Here is a 15,954-nt window from a genome sequence, read left to right on the forward strand (position 1 = left end):
GTTCCCAGGATGATGATGCAGACTACAGCCTCGCCTCCCCTGCAGTGCGGCCGTCACCGGCTCGATCTTTCCTTCCCCCATGTAATGGGGATTCTCAATGTCACGCCCGACTCCTTTTCCGACGGAGGGCGCCATGTCGCCCTGGACGATGCCTTGCCGCGTGCTGAGCGAATGCTCGCCGAAGGCGCCGCGATCATTGATGTCGGCGGGGAATCGACGCGGCCCGGAGCCGCCGAGGTCTCGATCCAGCAGGAGCTGGATCGGGTGATCCCGGTGGTCGAGGCGCTGGTTCGCGAGCTCGATGCCCTGGTGTCGGTGGATACCAGCTCACCGGAGGTGATGCGTGAAGCCGCCGCTGCCGGGGCTGGTATGCTCAATGATGTGCGAAACCTGCGTCGCGAAGGCGCGATGCGGGCTGCTGCCACCTCGGGGCTGCCGGTGTGTCTGATGCATATGCTCGGCGAGCCGGGCGACATGCAGAACTCGCCGCATTATGAGCAGCCCGTGGAAGAGGCCGTGGCCGAGTTTCTCGAGTCGCGGGTGGCGGCCTGTGAAGCCGCGGGGCTGCGTCGCGAGCGCCTGCTGGTCGACCCGGGGTTTGGCTTCGCCAAGACCGTCGAGCACAATCTGCGGCTGCTCAAGAACATGGAGCGCCTGACCTCGCTGGAACTGCCCATTCTGGTGGGCATGTCACGCAAGAGCATGATCGGCAAGGTGCTCGAGCGGCCGGTGGAAGAGCGCCTTGCCGGTGGGCTGGCGTTGTCCGCCCTGGCCGTGGAACGAGGCGCACGTATCCTTCGCGTGCATGATGTGGGGCCCCACGTGGACGCGGTGAACATGGCCTGGGCCGTACTCAAGGAAGGTTGCGACAATGACTAGACGTTATTTCGGTACCGATGGCATCCGCGGCACTGTCGGAGAGGCGCCGATCACTGCCGATTTCATGCTCAAGCTGGGTTGGGCTACCGGTCGAGTGTTGACGCGAGAATCCGGGCAGGCGCGGGTGCTGATTGGCAAGGACACGCGGATTTCCGGGTACATGTTCGAGTCGGCGCTGGAGGCCGGGCTGTCCGCCGCCGGCGTCGATGTCATTCTGCTCGGCCCGATGCCGACGCCGGGCATCGCTTACTTGACGCGGACGTTCCGGGCCGATGCCGGCATCGTCATTTCGGCGTCTCATAATGCCTTCGCCGACAATGGCATCAAGTTTTTCTCCGCCGAAGGCGTCAAGCTGCCCGATGCCGTCGAGGCGCGCATCGAAGCGATGCTCGACGAGCCGTTGACCACGGTGGCGCCACATGAGCTGGGCAAGGCGCGACGGGTCGATGATGCCGCCGGCCGTTATATCGAGTTCTGCAAGTCGACCATTCCGGACCGGGTTGACCTGCATGGGCTGCGGATGGTCGTCGACTGCGCCCATGGTGCCACTTATCACATCGCGCCCAGTGTGTTTCGTGAGCTGGGCGCCGAGGTCAGCCTGATCGGTGCCAATCCCGACGGGCTCAATATCAATCATGAGGTCGGCTCCACTCAACCGGCGGCACTGCGCGCCGCGGTCATCCGTGAGGGGGCGGACCTGGGGGTGGCGTTCGACGGCGATGGTGACCGTGTCCTGCTGGTGGATGCCGAGGGGCGCGAGGTCGATGGTGACGATATCCTCTACATGATTGCCCGGGACCGCCACGCACGGGGCGAACTCGGGGGCGGTGTCGTCGGCACCCTGATGAGCAACTTTGGCCTGGCCGCGGCGCTCGAGGCGATGGATATTCCGTTCGAGCGCGCCAAGGTCGGCGACCGTTACGTCATGGAGCGCCTGGCCGCCAATGGTTGGCAGCTGGGGGGGGAGTCCTCGGGGCATATCGTCTGTGGTCATGTGCAGACCACCGGTGACGGTATCGTGTCGGCGCTACAGGTACTGTCGGTGATGGCTCGCGAGGGGCGGGCGCTGAGCGAGCTGCTGGGAGGGCTGGAGAAGGCGCCCCAGGCATTGATCAATGTACGCCTGACACCGGGCACCGATGCTCGTGCGCTGATGGAAGATGCGGCCTTGCGGGAAGCGGTGACAGCCCTGGAGAGCGAACTCGACGACCAGGGCCGTGTGTTGCTGCGTCCTTCGGGAACCGAGCCGTTGATCCGTGTCATGGTCGAGGGTCGCCCCCATCTGAATGTCCAGCACCTGGCGCGGCGCCTGGCCGATGATGTCGAGAGCATGTTGTCTTGACAATGGCGCTCCTATACCATTTCGGCCCACCTTGAAAGAGGATGTCTCATGCCTACGCCGCTGATCGCCGGCAACTGGAAGATGAACGGTTCCCTGAACCTGGTCGAATCCTTCGGCCAGGCGCTGGCCGACGCCGACCTGCCGTCGCGTCTCGAGGTCGCGCTGATGGTGCCTTTCCCCTATCTGGAGCCCGCCGCCCGTGCCTTGGCGGGCACCCGGGCAGCCCTGGGCGGGCAGACGCTCAGTGACCAGCCTTCCGGCGCCTTTACCGGTGAGGTAAGTGGCGAGATGCTGCGCGACGTTGGTGCGCGCCTGGTATTGGTCGGCCATTCCGAGCGCCGCACCCTGTTCGGCGAGGATGACGCGGCGGTACTGGCGCGTGTGCGTCGCGCTCTGGACGTCGGGCTCACGCCGGTGCTGTGCCTGGGCGAGACCCTCGAGGAGCGCGATGCCGGCCGTGGTGAAGCGGTCGTGATCGGCCAGCTGGAGGCGGTTGCGGATGCACTGGAAGCCGACCAGCGCAGCCGGCTGGTCATTGCCTACGAGCCGGTCTGGGCCATCGGGACCGGCCGTACCGCCAGCCCTGAACAGGCACAGTCCGTTCACGCCGCGATCCGCCGCCGTCTTGCCACCTACGATGACGCGCTCGCTGAACGAGTGCCGTTGTTGTATGGCGGTAGCATGAAGGCCGATAACGCCGCCGACCTGTTGGCCCAGCCGGATATCGACGGCGGTCTGGTAGGCGGCGCGTCTCTCAAGATCGATGATTTCCTAGCCATTTGTCAGTCAGCAGGTTGAATCCATGCAAGTTGCCATTCTCATGATCCACGTGGCGATCGCCATCGCCCTGGTCGCCCTGATCCTGCTGCAGCAGGGCAAGGGGGCCGATGCCGGCGCTTCCTTCGGTGGCGGTGCCTCCCAGACCGTATTCGGCTCTCGCGGCAGCGGCAGCTTCCTGTCTCGCGCGACCGCCGTGCTGGCGGCGGCCTTTTTCGCCACGTCCCTGACCCTGGCGTACTTCGCTTCCCAGGCAGGTGATGCGCCGGAAGAAGCGGGTATCCCCGATGCCGAAATGATCGAACAGCAGAATGCCGAGCCAACCCTTGACGAAGGGGGCAATGGCGAGGATAATGCAGCGCCAGTGCTGGAGGAGGGCGGCAGTTGATGTCCTCGTTTTGCCAGCCGTCCCCTGATGCCGAAGTGGTGGAATTGGTAGACACGCTATCTTGAGGGGGTAGTGACCTTACGGTCGTGCGGGTTCAAGTCCCGCCTTCGGCACCATCTGAAACCGACACGGTGAGAAGCCTTGCCAAGGTGTCGGCCTCAGTAGCAGGATTGGCGAAGCGGTGCCTTTGTGGCTTGACGCCAACAGGCTTCAAGCATACAATCACCGACCTAGATTGATGCGGGGTGGAGCAGTCTGGTAGCTCGTCGGGCTCATAACCCGAAGGTCATCGGTTCAAATCCGGTCCCCGCTACCATCTTCCTGGCAGGCATGCAGCGATGTTAGGGGCATGCCAGAGAGCCGAAGTGGTATACAGGTTTCTTGTAAAAGCCCCTTCCTGCGAAGGGGCTTTTTGTTAGCGGCCAGCCTGTCGGTCGAGACCGGCGGTTGTCCCGAGGCAACGCCAATCAGCCACCTGACTTTCCTGTTCACTCCTGGCCAGGTGCCTGATGCAACGGCTGTAGGAGCTTTCTTCCATGGCGACCAAGGATACTGCGCTGAAGGCGCTGATCGAGCCAGTGGTGACGGCCATGGGCTTCGAACTCTGGGGAATCGATTACCTGTCTCAGGGCAAGCACTCGCGGTTGGTGATCTTTATCGACCATGCCGAGGGTGTGGGGGTGGATGATTGCGCCGATGTCAGCCGCCAGGTCAGTGCGGTGCTGGATGTCGAGGATCCCATCGCCGGGGAGTATCGGCTCGAGGTGTCGTCGCCCGGGATGGATCGGCCGTTGTTTACCCTCGATCAGTTCGAGCGTTATGCGGGCCACACGGTGGCCGTGAAGCTGCGTGCACCGTTCGACGGACGACGCAAGTTCCAGGGGTTGCTGGCCGGTATCGAAGGCGACGAGGTGCTGCTGCAGCTCGACGGCGAGGAATATTGCTTTCCCATCGAGAGCATCGATCAGGCGCGTATCGTGCCTCGGTTCGGTTCGTGATGTCGGTGCAAAAGGACGGGTTTTCTGGCGAGGCTAAGTCATGAGTAAAGAGATTCTGGCGGTCGTCGATGCGATCTCCAATGAAAAGGGGGTCCCCCGCGAGGTGATTTTCGAGGCCGTCGAGGCCGCGCTGGCCAGCGCGTCTCGCAAGCGCTTCGAGGATGAGGAAGCCAGTGTGCGCGTTCGTATCAATCGCGGCACCGGTGACTATGAAACCTTCCGGCGCTGGGAGGTGGTCGACGACGACGACTTCGATGGACCGGATGCCCAGATCAAGCTCTCTTTCGCCGAGCGTCGCGATCCGCCGCTGGGCCTGGGTGACGTGGTCGAGGAGCGGATCGAGAATGCCGCCTTCGGCCGGATCGCGGCCCAGACCGCCAAGCAGGTCATCGTGCAGAAAGTGCGCGAAGCCGAGCGCGCCGAGGTCGTGAGCCTCTATGCCGAGCGCGAGGGCGAACTGGTGGCCGGCATCGTCAAGAAGACGACACGTGATGGCCTGATCATCGACCTGGGCGACAACGCCGAGGCGTTCCTGCCGCGCAGCGAGATGATTCCCGGCGAGCGCTACCGCATGAACGAGCGGGTACGTGCCTTGCTGACCAAGGTCGATCCGGAGGCACGCGGTGCCCAGTTGATCCTGTCCCGGACCTGTCCGGAACTGATCATCGAGCTGTTCAAGATCGAGGTGCCCGAGATCGCCGAGCAGCTCATCGAAATCAAGGGGGCGGCCCGGGATCCTGGGTCGCGCGCCAAGATTGCGGTCAAGACCAACGACCGTCGTATCGACCCGGTGGGTGCATGCGTCGGCATGCGCGGTTCGCGGGTCCAGGCAGTATCCACCGAGCTGCAGAACGAACGAGTGGATATCGTGCTGTGGGACGATAACCCGGCCCAGCTGGTCATCAATGCCATGGCGCCGGCAGATGTCGCTTCCATCCTTGTTGACGAAGACGCCCATGCCATGGACGTGGCCGTCGGCGAGGACAATCTGGCCCAGGCCATCGGCCGCAGTGGCCAGAACGTGCGTTTGGCTTCCGAGCTCACCGGCTGGCGCCTGAACGTCATGACCGAGGCCGAGGCTGAAAACAAACGTGACCAGGAGATCGATAGCCTGGTCGAACACTTCATTCAGCATCTGGACGTCGACGACGACGTGGCTCGTCTGTTGGTCGAGGAGGGCTTCACGTCCCTCGAGGAAGTCGCCTACGTCCCGGTGGAAGAAATGCTGGAGATCGAGGAGTTCGAAGAAGAACTCATCGAGGAGCTGCGCGCTCGCGCCAAGGACGAGTTGTTGAACCTGGCCATCGCCTCCGAGGAAGAGCTCGATGGCGCCCAGCCGGCCGACGACCTGCTGGCGATGGACGGCATGGAGCGCCACCTGGCCTTCATCCTGGCCAGTCGGGGCATCGTCACCATGGAGGATCTCGCCGAACAGTCCGTCGATGATCTGACCGACATCGAGGAACTGGACGACGAGCGCGCCGCGTCACTGATCATGACCGCCCGCGCGCCATGGTTCGAGAGCGAACAGTAACACGGGTCACGGGCTGAGGAGGGTCGTAATGTCAGAAATGACCGTTAAGGATTTTGCAGCGAAGGTGGGGCGCGATGTGCCCCGTCTGCTGGAGCAGATGAAAGAAGCCGGACTCGAGCACAAGTCCGAGGGCGACGCCGTGTCCGAAGAGGACAAGCGTAAGCTGCTCGATTACCTCACCAAGAGCCACGGCGGCAACAGTGGCTCGGGGGGGAAGAACCGCATCACCCTGACCCGCAAGACCCGCAGCCGTATCAATACCGGTGAGCGAGGCAAGAGCATCGAGGTGCAGGTTCGCAAGAAGCGTACCTACGTCAAGCGTGAAGAGGAGCCGGCCGAGGATCCCAAGGTCGAGGACACGGGCCCCCGCCAACTGGTAGGGGACATGGCCGAGGCCGAAGCCAGGCGTGAGGCCGAGGAGGCCGAAGAGGCCAAGCGTCGCGCCGCCGAGGAATCCGCACGTCAGGCTGCCGAGAAGGCTGAAGCCGAGAAGGCCGAAGCCGAGCAGGTGCCCCAGGCCGAGCCGGAGCCCGAGATTCCGGTGCCGGAGCTCGATGCCACCGGACCCGCGCCCGAGGAAGCACCGGCGCCGCCGAAAGAAGGACGCACCGAGGGGCGTCGTGCGGCCGTCAAGAAAGCCAGTGGCAAGCCCGGCAAGAAAGGTCGCGGCGATCGCGACGATGATCGCAGTGATCGCGAGGAGCGTCGTCGGGGCGGTCGCAAGGCCAAGCGCGCCGAACGTCGCGGCAGCCGTCGTGGCGGCAGCCAGGGTGGCGGAAAGCATGGCTTTCAGAAGCCGACTCAGCCGATCGTGCGCGAGGTTTCGATTCCCGAGTCCATCAGCGTGGCGGACCTGGCCGACAAGATGTCGATCAAGGCCAACGAGGTCATCAAGGCCATGTTTACCATGGGCGCGGCGGTGACCATCAACCAGACCATCGATCAGGACACCGCGGCCATCGTGGTCGAAGAGATGGGCCACAAGCCCAAGCTGGTGAAGGACGATGCGCTGGAAACCGAGGTCCTCGAGGGCATTTCCTATGAGGGCGACGAGATCACGCGTTCGCCTGTCATTACGGTCATGGGCCACGTCGATCACGGCAAGACCTCGCTGCTCGACTACATTCGTCGCGCCAAGGTGGCGACCGGCGAGGCTGGCGGCATTACCCAGCACATCGGTGCCTATCATGTCGAGGACGACCACGGTGGCGCGACCTTCCTCGACACGCCCGGCCACGCGGCGTTCACCGCCATGCGGGCACGTGGCGCCAAGGCCACCGATGTGGTGGTGCTGGTGGTGGCCGCAGACGACGGTGTCATGCCTCAGACCATCGAGGCGGTCGAGCACTCCAAGGCGGCGGAAGTCCCGCTTATCGTCGCGGTCAACAAGATCGACAAGGCGAACGCCGATCCTGACCGCGTCAAGAGTGAACTGTCGCAGCATGGCGTGATCTCCGAGGAGTGGGGCGGCGACACCCAGTTCGTGCACGTTTCTGCCCATACCGGTGATGGCATCGAGGCATTGCTGGAGTCGATCCAGCTGGTGTCCGAGGTGCTCGAGCTCAAGGCCGTGCCCGAAGCGCCCGGCAAGGGCGTGGTGGTCGAGTCTCGACTCGACAAGGGCCGCGGCCCGGTCGCTACCGTGCTGGTCCAGAACGGCACCCTGAAGAAGGGCGATATCGTGCTCGCCGGCCTGCACTATGGCCGCGTGCGAGCCCTGACCAACGAGCTCGGCAAGCAGGTCGACGAGGCCGGTCCGGCCATGCCGGTGGAAATCCAGGGCTTGGATGGTACGCCGGAGGCCGGTGACGACTTCATGGTGCTCGATGACGACAAGAAGGCGCGTGAAGTCGCCAACTTCCGTCAAGGCAAGTACCGCGAAGTGCGCCTGGCCCGTCAGCAGAAGGCCAAGCTGGAGAACATGTTCAGCCAGATGGGTCAGGAAGTCGCCGCCAAGCTCAATATCGTGCTCAAGGCCGATGTGCAGGGCTCTCTGGAGGCCATCAAGGGCGCGCTCGAGGAACTGTCCACCGATGAGGTGCAGGTCTCCGTGGTGTCGTCCGGCGTGGGCGGTATCACCGGTACTGACGCCAACCTGGCACTGGCTTCCGAGGCCATCGTGATCGGCTTCAACGTGCGTGCCGATGCGGCTGCCCGCGAGATCATCGAGCGTGAAGGCCTGGAGTTGCGCTACTACAGCGTCATCTACCAGCTGATCGACGAGGTCAAGCAGGCCATGAGCGGCATGCTCGAGCCCGAGTGGAAAGAGGAAATCGTCGGTGTGGCCGAGGTCCGCGACGTCTTCCGTGCGCCCAAGATCGGTGCCGTGGCTGGCTGCATGGTGGTCGAGGGCAATGTCCATCGCCACAAGAAGATCCGTGTGCTGCGCGAGAACGTGGTGATCTACGAAGGCGAGCTCGAATCCCTGCGCCGTTACAAGGACGACGTCAACGAGGTTCGCAACGGCATGGAGTGCGGTATCGGCGTGAAGAACTACAACGACGTCCAGGTCGGCGACAAGATCGAGGTCTTCGATCAGGTCAAGGTCGAGCGGACGCTCTAAACGCTCGAGGAGCCGACCATGCGTGAGTTCAAGCGTACCGATCGAGTGGCCGACCAGCTCCAGAAGGAGCTGGCGGTCCTCATCCAGCGCGAGATCAAGGATCCGCGCCTGGGCATGGTCACCGTCAGCGGCGTCGAGGTCAGTCGTGACCTGGGGTATGCCGATGTTCACGTGACCCTGCTGGGGGAAAACGACGAAGCTCGGGTCGAGGAGAATCTGACGATTCTCAAACGGGCCGCGGGTTTCCTGCGTGGGCAGATTGCCCGTCGCATCAAGCTGAGGCACGTGCCGGAACTGCGTTTCCACTACGATGCCAGCCTGGAGCGTGGTCAGCGTCTTTCTTCCTTGATCGACGAGGCGGTGGCCAACGACCGCTCTCGCCATGATGACGAGGATGAGCGCTGATGGCACGGCGTCGTCGTGGTCGTCCGGTGAATGGTGTGCTGTTGCTGGACAAGCCCGAGGGCGTGTCCAGCAATCATGCCTTGCAGCGGGCGAGACGCCTGTTCCAGGCCCAGAAGGCGGGCCATACCGGCACGCTCGACCCGATGGCCACCGGCCTGCTGCCGGTCTGTTTCGGTGAAGCCACGAAATTTTCCGCGCACCTGCTGGAAGCCGACAAGGTGTATCACACTCGGGTCGAGCTCGGTGTGGTGACCGATACCGGTGACGCCGAAGGCGACGTGGTCGAACGACGCGACGTCCCGGCGCTCGATGAGGCGGGGGTGCGTGAGACACTGACGCGCTTCATCGGCGAGGTCGACCAGGTGCCGCCGATGCATTCGGCGCTCAAGCACCAGGGCCGCAAGCTCTACGAGCTGGCTCGCGAGGGCAAGACCGTGGAGCGTGCAGCGCGCCGCGTGACGGTGTATGATGCGCGCCTTCTGGCGTTTGATGGCTCGGCCTTCGAAATGGAGGTGCGGGTCAGCAAGGGGACCTATATCAGGACGCTGGCCGAGGATATCGGCCAGGCCCTGGGGTGCGGCGGCCACATCAGTCGTCTACGGCGGCTCAAGACGGGCCCCTTCGAGGGCGACCGCATGTTGAGCGTCGCGGCGGTCGAGCGATTGATCGCTGACGAGGCACAGGACGCGGCGTTGTTGCCGGTCGATGTGTTGGTCGCGCACTTGCCGCGCAGCGACATGAGCGCTGCCGGCGCCCGTTGCCTGCGCTTCGGCCAGGCAGCGACGGGTGAGGCGGGTGATTTGCCCGTCGATAGTTTGACCAGGCTCTACCACGCCGATGCCTTCCTGGGGCTCGGTGTGGTCACGGCGGCCGGGGATATCGCCCCTCGGCGCCTGCTGAGTTCCGCCGTGGCGGGCTCGGCATGAGCCAGTCCCACCGGGACTGGGCGTGGGGACTGCAAATATGCGTGGTCCCCGACATTCATCATTCAGGCATATTGCTTACTGGAGAGACAGATGGCACTGACCGCTGAACAGAAAGCCGCGATCGTCGACGAATATGGTCGTGGTGAAAACGACACTGGTTCCCCCGAGGTCCAGGTGGCTCTGCTGACCGCCAACATCGACGGCCTGCAGGACCACTTCAAGACCAACAAGCAGGATCACCACTCGCGTCGTGGCCTGATCCGCATGGTCAACCAGCGTCGTAAGCTGCTCGACTATCTGAAGCGCAAGGATTTCGAACGTTATCAGTCGATTATCCAGCGCCTCGGCCTGCGCCGCTAAGGAATCCCTGCTTAAATGCCTGCGCGTGCAAATCGCTGTGTTGCGCGGTGCTAGAAAGCTCGCCTAACAAATCGTTATGTCTCGCTTTCTGCGCTCCGTGCGCCTTGCGCTTTACTACGCTCGGCTATTTATGCAGCGTTCCTGGCTGAAAAGTTATTTCCAAGTTACAGAAAGCGCTTTTCTGCAGGCCATTTGAAACGGGCGGTCCTTCGGGGCCGCCCGTTTCGTATGTAAGGGAGCCATTCGGCGCTGGGTTCATGTGCCAGGGTGCTCGGGTTACCCCCATGGTTGGCGAGCTGCATAATCGGTGGCCCTCGCGCCCGTCAACCCCTAAAATGGTCGCCGAGTCAAAACGACCCGAACATGAATCGAAAAGTTGAAGGAAGTCGCCGTGAATCCGGTCAAGAAAACATTTGAATACGGTCGCAGCACCGTCACCCTGGAAACCGGGCGCATCGCCCGCCAGGCCTCCGGTGCCGTGATGGTCACCATGGACGACACCGTGGTGCTGTGCACCGTGGTAGCGAAGAAGGATGCCAACCCCTCCCAGCCCTTCTTCCCGCTCTCTGTCCATTATCAGGAGAAGACCTACGCGGTCGGCAAGATTCCCGGCGGCTTCTTCAAGCGCGAGGGGCGTCCCACCGAGAAAGAGACGCTCACCTCGCGCCTCATCGACCGTCCGATTCGCCCGCTGTTCCCCAAGGGGTTCATGAACGAAGTTCAGGTCGTCTGCACGGTACTTTCCACTGATCGCAACCATGATCCCGATATCGCGGCCATGATCGGTACGTCCGCGGCGCTGGCGATTTCCGGCGTGCCCTTCAACGGCCCCATCGGCGCCGCTCGAGTCGGTTTCACCGAGGAGCATGGCTACTTCCTCAACCCGACGGTCGAGGAACTGGGCAGCTCCGAGCTCAACATGGTGGTAGCCGGTACCGAGAAGGCCGTGTTGATGGTCGAGTCCGAAGCCAACGAGTTGCTCGAGGACGAGATGCTGGGGGCCGTGCTCTATGGTCACCAGGAAATGCAGGCCGCGATCCAGGCCGTCAATGAGCTGGCCGCCGAAGCCGGCAAGCCGCGCTGGGAATGGCAGGCGCCCGCCGAGAACGTTGCCCTCGAGGACGCCATGGCGAGCAACTTCGAGGCCAAGGTGGGCGAGGCATATCGCATCACCGACAAGATGCAGCGTCAGGATGCCCTGTCTGCCCTGAAAGACGAAGCGGTGGAGCAACTGGCCGGTGAAGAGGATGGCAAGTTCGACGCCGATGAGGTCAAGGGAGCGTTCGCCGGTCTCGAGAAGCGCGTGGTGCGTCGCCGCGTGGTCAAGGGCGAGCCGCGTATCGACGGCCGTGACCTGAAGACCGTGCGTCCGCTGGACATCGAGGTCGGTGGCCTGCCCAAGGCGCACGGTTCGGCCGTCTTTACCCGTGGCGAGACCCAGGCCGTGGTGGTGGCGACGCTCGGCACCCTGCGCGATGCCCAGTTGATCGAGTCACTGGAGGGCGAGCGCAAGGATCGCTTCCTGTTGCATTACAACTTCCCTCCCTACTGTGTCGGCGAGGCCGGCTTCATGGGGGGGCCCAAGCGCCGCGAGATCGGCCATGGCCGCCTGGCGCGCCGGGGCGTGGAGTCCATGCTCCCCTCTCAGGACGAATTCCCCTACACCATCCGGGTGGTATCCGAGATTACCGAATCCAACGGCTCCAGCTCGATGGCCTCGGTATGCGGCTCTTCCCTGGCCCTGATGGATGCCGGTGTGCCGATGCAGGCGCCGGTGGCGGGTATTGCCATGGGCCTGGTCAAGGACGATGACGGTTTCGCGGTCCTGACCGATATTCTCGGCGATGAAGACCACCTCGGTGACATGGACTTCAAGGTGGCCGGCAGCGCGGATGGCGTGACCGCCCTGCAGATGGACATCAAGATCGAGGGCATCAACGAGGAGATCATGGAGCAGGCGCTGCAACAGGCCCATGAAGCGCGCCAACACATCCTCGAGCAGATGAACAGCGTGATCGGCCAGAGCCGTGAGGAAGTCTCCGAGAACGCACCGTCCATGGCCACCATCAAGATCGACCCGGAAAAGATCCGCGACGTCATCGGCAAGGGTGGCGCCATGATCCGCAAGATCTGCGAGGATACCGGCGCTTCCATCGATCTCGATGACGACGGCACCGTGCGCATCTATGCCGAGGAGAAATCGGCGGCCAAGGCGGCCATCGACACCGTGCTGGCGATCACTGCCGTCCCCGAGATCGGCAAGCTGTATCGCGGCAAGGTGGTGCGTATCGCCGACTTCGGCGCCTTCGTCAACATCATTCCGGGCACCGATGGCCTGGTGCACATCTCGCAGATCGTGCCAGAACGGGTCAACGACGTGCGCGACTTCCTGAATGAAGGCGACGAGCCGATCGTCAAGGTGCTCGACATCGACAATCGCAACCGGGTGAAGCTCACGATCAAGGAGATCACCCCTGAAGAGAAGGCGGCCTTCGAGGCCGAGACGGCCGACGCCGAGCTCTAAGCCCGACGACACCTGACGCGGGAAGCAACGCCGCCCTTGTAGCGCAAGCTGCGAGGGCGGTTTCGTTCAAGGGAGGTATATCATGGAAGACGGGCGGACGGTGGGCGTCCAGGAATCGGCCGGCTCGCACTGGTGGGGGGTGGTGGCGGTGATGACCGGCATCTTCCTGCTGGTGACCGCCGAGCAACTGCCGATCGGTCTGTTGTCGCAGGTCGCCGCCTCTCTGGGGGTGACGCCGGGTCTGGCCGGTTTGATGGTCACGGTGCCCGGTGTGGTCGCGGCCTTCTCGGCACCGTTGTTGCCGGTTGCCGTGGGACGCCTGGATCGCCGCGTCATGTTGACCGGCCTGATGCTGCTGATGGTTGTGGGTAGCGTCCTGTCGGTATTGGCCGATAGTTTTGTGGTTCTGCTGGGGGCTCGGGTGCTGGTGGGCATGAGCATCGGCGGCTTCTGGGCCATCGCCGGCGGCATCGCACCTCGCCTGGTGGCGGTCGACAAGGTGCCCAGGGCGATGACCGTGATCTTCGGTGGGGTGGCCGCCGCCTCGGTACTGGGCGTGCCGGCCGGGACCCTGCTGGGGGAATACAGCCATTGGCGGGTCGCTTTCGGCGCCCTGGGCGTCCTGAGCCTGGTCACCGCCCTGGCACTGTGGGCATGGCTGCCCCGACTCCCGCCCACCGAACCGGTGCGACTGCGGATACTCGGCCAGCAGCTGGGGCATCGTGGCGTGCGGGTGGCGGTGATCGCCACGGGACTGGTCGTCGTCGGCCACTTCTCTGCCTATACCTTCATCAGTCCTATCCTGCAGCAGATCAGTGGCATTGCGCGGACGGATATTGGCAGCCTGCTCCTGCTCTATGGCGCGGCAGGGATCGTCGGCAACGTGGCCGCCGGCGCCTTCGCCGGTTATCACCCTTATCGTGCGGTGTTGGCGATACCGAGTCTGCTGCTGCTGGTCGTCGCCAGTTTCTCGTGGCTCGGTGGGCAGCCGGTGGGGGGCGTGGCGCTCCTGATGGGCTGGGGGGCGGTGTTCGGCAGCGTCTCGGTCAGCATCCAGACCTGGATCCTGCGCACGGCGCCGAATACCGAGGCCGCCACCGCGCTGATGGCTTTCGTGTTCAATTTGTCGATCGGTCTGGGCGCCATGGTCGGCGGACGTGTCGTCGACAGCATCAGCCTGCCCGGCGTGACCTGGATGGCCGGCGGGTTCTTCCTGGCGGCCACGCTGCTGGTGCTGCGTACGCCGGCCAGTGTGGTAGGCGAGAAGACAAGATAGACGATGCCCCCGTCGCCTGGGGCATCGTCAAGCCTTGCTTGAAGGACGGTAATCAGCGCTCGATGGCAAGTGCCACGCCTTGCCCACCGCCGATGCACAGGGTCGCCAGACCCTTGTGGGCGTCGCGGGCGATCATCTCGTGCACCAGGGTGACCAGGATGCGGCAGCCGGAGGCGCCGATGGGATGGCCGAGTGCGATGGCGCCGCCATTGACGTTGACCTTGTCGGTATCCCAGCCGAGTTCCTTGTTGACCGACAACGCCTGGGCGGCGAAGGCTTCGTTGGCTTCGATCAGGTCCAGCTCGTCGAGGCTCCAGCCGGCGCGTTCCATGCAGCGGCGAGTGGCCGGGGCGGGACCGATGCCCATGATGGAGGGGTCGACGCCGGCATTAGCGTAAGCCTTGATGCGCGCCAGGGGCGTGAGGCCGAGTGCCTCGGCCTTCTCGGCACTGCACATCATCACCACGGCGGCGCCATCGTTGAGTGAAGAGGCATTGCCGGCGGTGACAGTGCCGTCCTTCTTGAAGGCCGGGCGCATGGTGCCGAGCTTCTCGGCGGTCACCTCGCGCGGGTTCTCGTCGGTATCGAAACGTACCGGGTCACCCTTGCGCTGGGGAATGTCCAGGGGCGCGATCTGGCTCTGGAAGCGTCCTTCGCGAATGGCGGCGGCGGCCTTCTGCTGCGAGCCGGCGGCGAATTCGTCCATGGCGTCGCGAGTGATGCCGTACTTCTCGGCCAGATTCTCGGCGGTGATGCCCATGTGGTAATCGTTGAAGGCATCCCACAGGCCATCGTGGACCATGGAATCGATGGCCTTCCAGTCCCCCATGCGCTGGCCGTTTCGCGAGTTGGGGAGTACGTGCGGAGAGAGCGACATGTTCTCTTGGCCGCCGGCCAGGATCAGGTCGGCATCGCCGCAGCGGATCGCCTGGGTGGCCAGGTGCAGGGCCTTGAGGCCGGAGCCGCAGACCTTGTTGATGGTCATGGCCGGCACGGCTTCGGGCAGCCCGGCCTTGATGGAGGCCTGGCGAGCCGGGTTCTGCCCGGTACCGGCCGTCAACACCTGGCCGAGCAGGACTTCATCCACCTGGTCGGCGGCCACGCCGGTACCGGCGAGGATGTCCTTGATGACGTGGGCCCCCAGGTCGCTGGCGGGAATGCCGGCGAGAGAGCCGCTGAAGGCACCGACGGCGGTGCGACGTGCGGCGACGATCACCACTTCTGACATGGTCATGACTCCTGAAATTTGCGGACGTGCTGGCTTTCAGGATAGGCGACTATTGTGCGCTGCGGCAATCCTCGGGTAGTCGAAAGGCACTGGACTTCCGTATGAGACGCCTGAATGGCGTTAAGCGTTGTCGCTCGGGCTGATCCGGCGACAGGCCTGCGAGGGGGCGCTGTGAATCCTTCCCTGGAGGCTACCGATGCCCTGCGGCGCTCTCGCATCCTGCTTCGCTTGCAGGTCCGGGGTTGGCCATCCAAGGCCAACCCGTTCGGCGGAGTCCGCCTCACCCATGGCATCGGACCCCCTCTTCAGCCTGTCCCCGGCGCCCCTCGCTAGATCCAACTGCGATAGCCTTGGTTCGGGCTCAGGCCAGCTGGACAGGGATGGCGTTGCTGGTGTGGCTGATGGCGTTGCCTTCCTGTAGATAGACCAGAGCCGGTTGATGGGACTCGAGCTCGGCATCCGTGTACATGGCGTAGCTACAGATGATGACTCGTTGGCCTTCGCTTGCCAGGTGTGCGGCGGCGCCGTTTACCGAGATCGTCCCGGAGCCTTCCTCGGCGCGGATGGCGTAGGTGGTGAAACGCTGTCCGTTCTCGACGTTATAAATCTGGATCTGTTCGTTTTCACGGATGCCGGACATGTCCAGCAACTCGCCATCGATGGCGCAAGAACCTTCGTAGTTGAGCACGGCGTGGGTGACGCGGGCCATGTGCAGCTTGGCCTTGAGCATATGAGTCAGCATGGATGAGTTCCT

General features: G+C 63.8%; 14 protein-coding genes and 2 tRNA genes. 14 read left to right on the top strand and 2 right to left on the bottom strand.

Annotation, left to right across the window (positions count from 1 at the left end; all coding sequences use genetic code 11):
* The first annotated feature begins 84 nt into the window (after window positions 1-84).
* The 14 genes from folP to RSO41_RS02895 all read left to right on the top strand — a co-directional run bounded on the left by folP (window position 85) and on the right by RSO41_RS02895 (window position 13,972).
* On the top strand, window positions 85-879 hold the full coding sequence (gene folP / locus RSO41_RS02830) for a dihydropteroate synthase (protein WP_315617594.1): 795 nt from the start codon (window positions 85-87) through the stop codon (window positions 877-879).
* Entirely contained in the window at window positions 872-2,221 is a 1,350-nt protein-coding gene (gene glmM, locus RSO41_RS02835; protein ID WP_315617547.1) for a phosphoglucosamine mutase, read from the top strand. The genes folP and glmM overlap by 8 nt, the downstream gene beginning before the upstream one ends.
* A 48-nt stretch (window positions 2,222-2,269) precedes the next feature.
* Window positions 2,270-3,019, top strand: coding sequence for a triose-phosphate isomerase (tpiA, locus tag RSO41_RS02840; RefSeq protein WP_315617548.1), 750 nt, complete (start codon window positions 2,270-2,272; stop codon window positions 3,017-3,019).
* A gap of 4 nt (window positions 3,020-3,023) precedes the next feature.
* Window positions 3,024-3,386: a preprotein translocase subunit SecG gene (gene secG / locus RSO41_RS02845; protein WP_315617549.1), complete on the top strand. Its 363-nt coding sequence runs from the start codon at window positions 3,024-3,026 to the stop codon at window positions 3,384-3,386.
* A gap of 29 nt (window positions 3,387-3,415) precedes the next feature.
* Window positions 3,416-3,502: transfer RNA gene (locus tag RSO41_RS02850), tRNA-Leu, on the top strand.
* Window positions 3,503-3,625: 123 nt separating this feature from the next.
* Window positions 3,626-3,702, top strand: a tRNA-Met gene (locus tag RSO41_RS02855).
* A 220-nt stretch (window positions 3,703-3,922) separates the two neighbouring features.
* Window positions 3,923-4,384: a ribosome maturation factor RimP gene (gene rimP / locus RSO41_RS02860; protein WP_315617550.1), complete on the top strand. Its 462-nt coding sequence runs from the start codon at window positions 3,923-3,925 to the stop codon at window positions 4,382-4,384.
* 40 nt (window positions 4,385-4,424) lie between these two features.
* Window positions 4,425-5,918: a transcription termination factor NusA gene (nusA, locus tag RSO41_RS02865; RefSeq protein WP_315617551.1), complete on the top strand. Its 1,494-nt coding sequence runs from the start codon at window positions 4,425-4,427 to the stop codon at window positions 5,916-5,918.
* Window positions 5,919-5,946: 28 nt separating this feature from the next.
* Window positions 5,947-8,481, top strand: coding sequence for a translation initiation factor IF-2 (gene infB, locus RSO41_RS02870; RefSeq protein ID WP_315617552.1), 2,535 nt, complete (start codon window positions 5,947-5,949; stop codon window positions 8,479-8,481).
* An 18-nt stretch (window positions 8,482-8,499) separates the two neighbouring features.
* The gene (rbfA, locus tag RSO41_RS02875; protein WP_315617553.1) at window positions 8,500-8,886 is read left to right on the top strand and encodes a 30S ribosome-binding factor RbfA; all 387 of its coding nucleotides are present in this window, start codon (window positions 8,500-8,502) and stop codon (window positions 8,884-8,886) included.
* Window positions 8,886-9,812 (top strand): tRNA pseudouridine(55) synthase TruB, encoded by a 927-nt coding sequence (truB, locus tag RSO41_RS02880; protein ID WP_315617554.1) that lies wholly within the window; start codon window positions 8,886-8,888, stop codon window positions 9,810-9,812. The genes rbfA and truB overlap by 1 nt, the downstream gene beginning before the upstream one ends.
* A gap of 90 nt (window positions 9,813-9,902) precedes the next feature.
* Complete coding sequence (rpsO, locus tag RSO41_RS02885; protein ID WP_275286652.1) at window positions 9,903-10,172, top strand: 30S ribosomal protein S15; 270 nt, start codon at window positions 9,903-9,905, stop codon at window positions 10,170-10,172.
* A 391-nt stretch (window positions 10,173-10,563) separates the two neighbouring features.
* Window positions 10,564-12,696, top strand: coding sequence for a polyribonucleotide nucleotidyltransferase (gene pnp / locus RSO41_RS02890; protein ID WP_315617555.1), 2,133 nt, complete (start codon window positions 10,564-10,566; stop codon window positions 12,694-12,696).
* A gap of 82 nt (window positions 12,697-12,778) precedes the next feature.
* Window positions 12,779-13,972 carry an MFS transporter gene (locus tag RSO41_RS02895; RefSeq protein ID WP_315617556.1) on the top strand — a complete coding sequence of 398 codons (1,194 nt, stop codon included), beginning with the start codon at window positions 12,779-12,781 and terminating at the stop codon, window positions 13,970-13,972.
* A 52-nt stretch (window positions 13,973-14,024) separates the two neighbouring features.
* On the opposite strand, the gene RSO41_RS02900 is transcribed toward RSO41_RS02895, so the two are convergent.
* Together RSO41_RS02900 and panD are read right to left on the bottom strand one after the other, a co-directional pair.
* Window positions 14,025-15,200 (bottom strand): acetyl-CoA C-acetyltransferase, encoded by a 1,176-nt coding sequence (locus tag RSO41_RS02900; protein WP_315617557.1) that lies wholly within the window; start codon window positions 15,198-15,200, stop codon window positions 14,025-14,027.
* A 361-nt stretch (window positions 15,201-15,561) separates the two neighbouring features.
* The gene (gene panD / locus RSO41_RS02905) at window positions 15,562-15,942 is read right to left on the bottom strand and encodes an aspartate 1-decarboxylase (RefSeq protein ID WP_315617558.1); all 381 of its coding nucleotides are present in this window, start codon (window positions 15,940-15,942) and stop codon (window positions 15,562-15,564) included.
* Between the last annotated feature and the right edge of the window lie 12 nt (window positions 15,943-15,954).

It is taken from the genome of Halomonas sp. I1, from assembly GCF_032334135.1.
Classification (GTDB): Bacteria; Pseudomonadota; Gammaproteobacteria; order Pseudomonadales; family Halomonadaceae; genus Halomonas.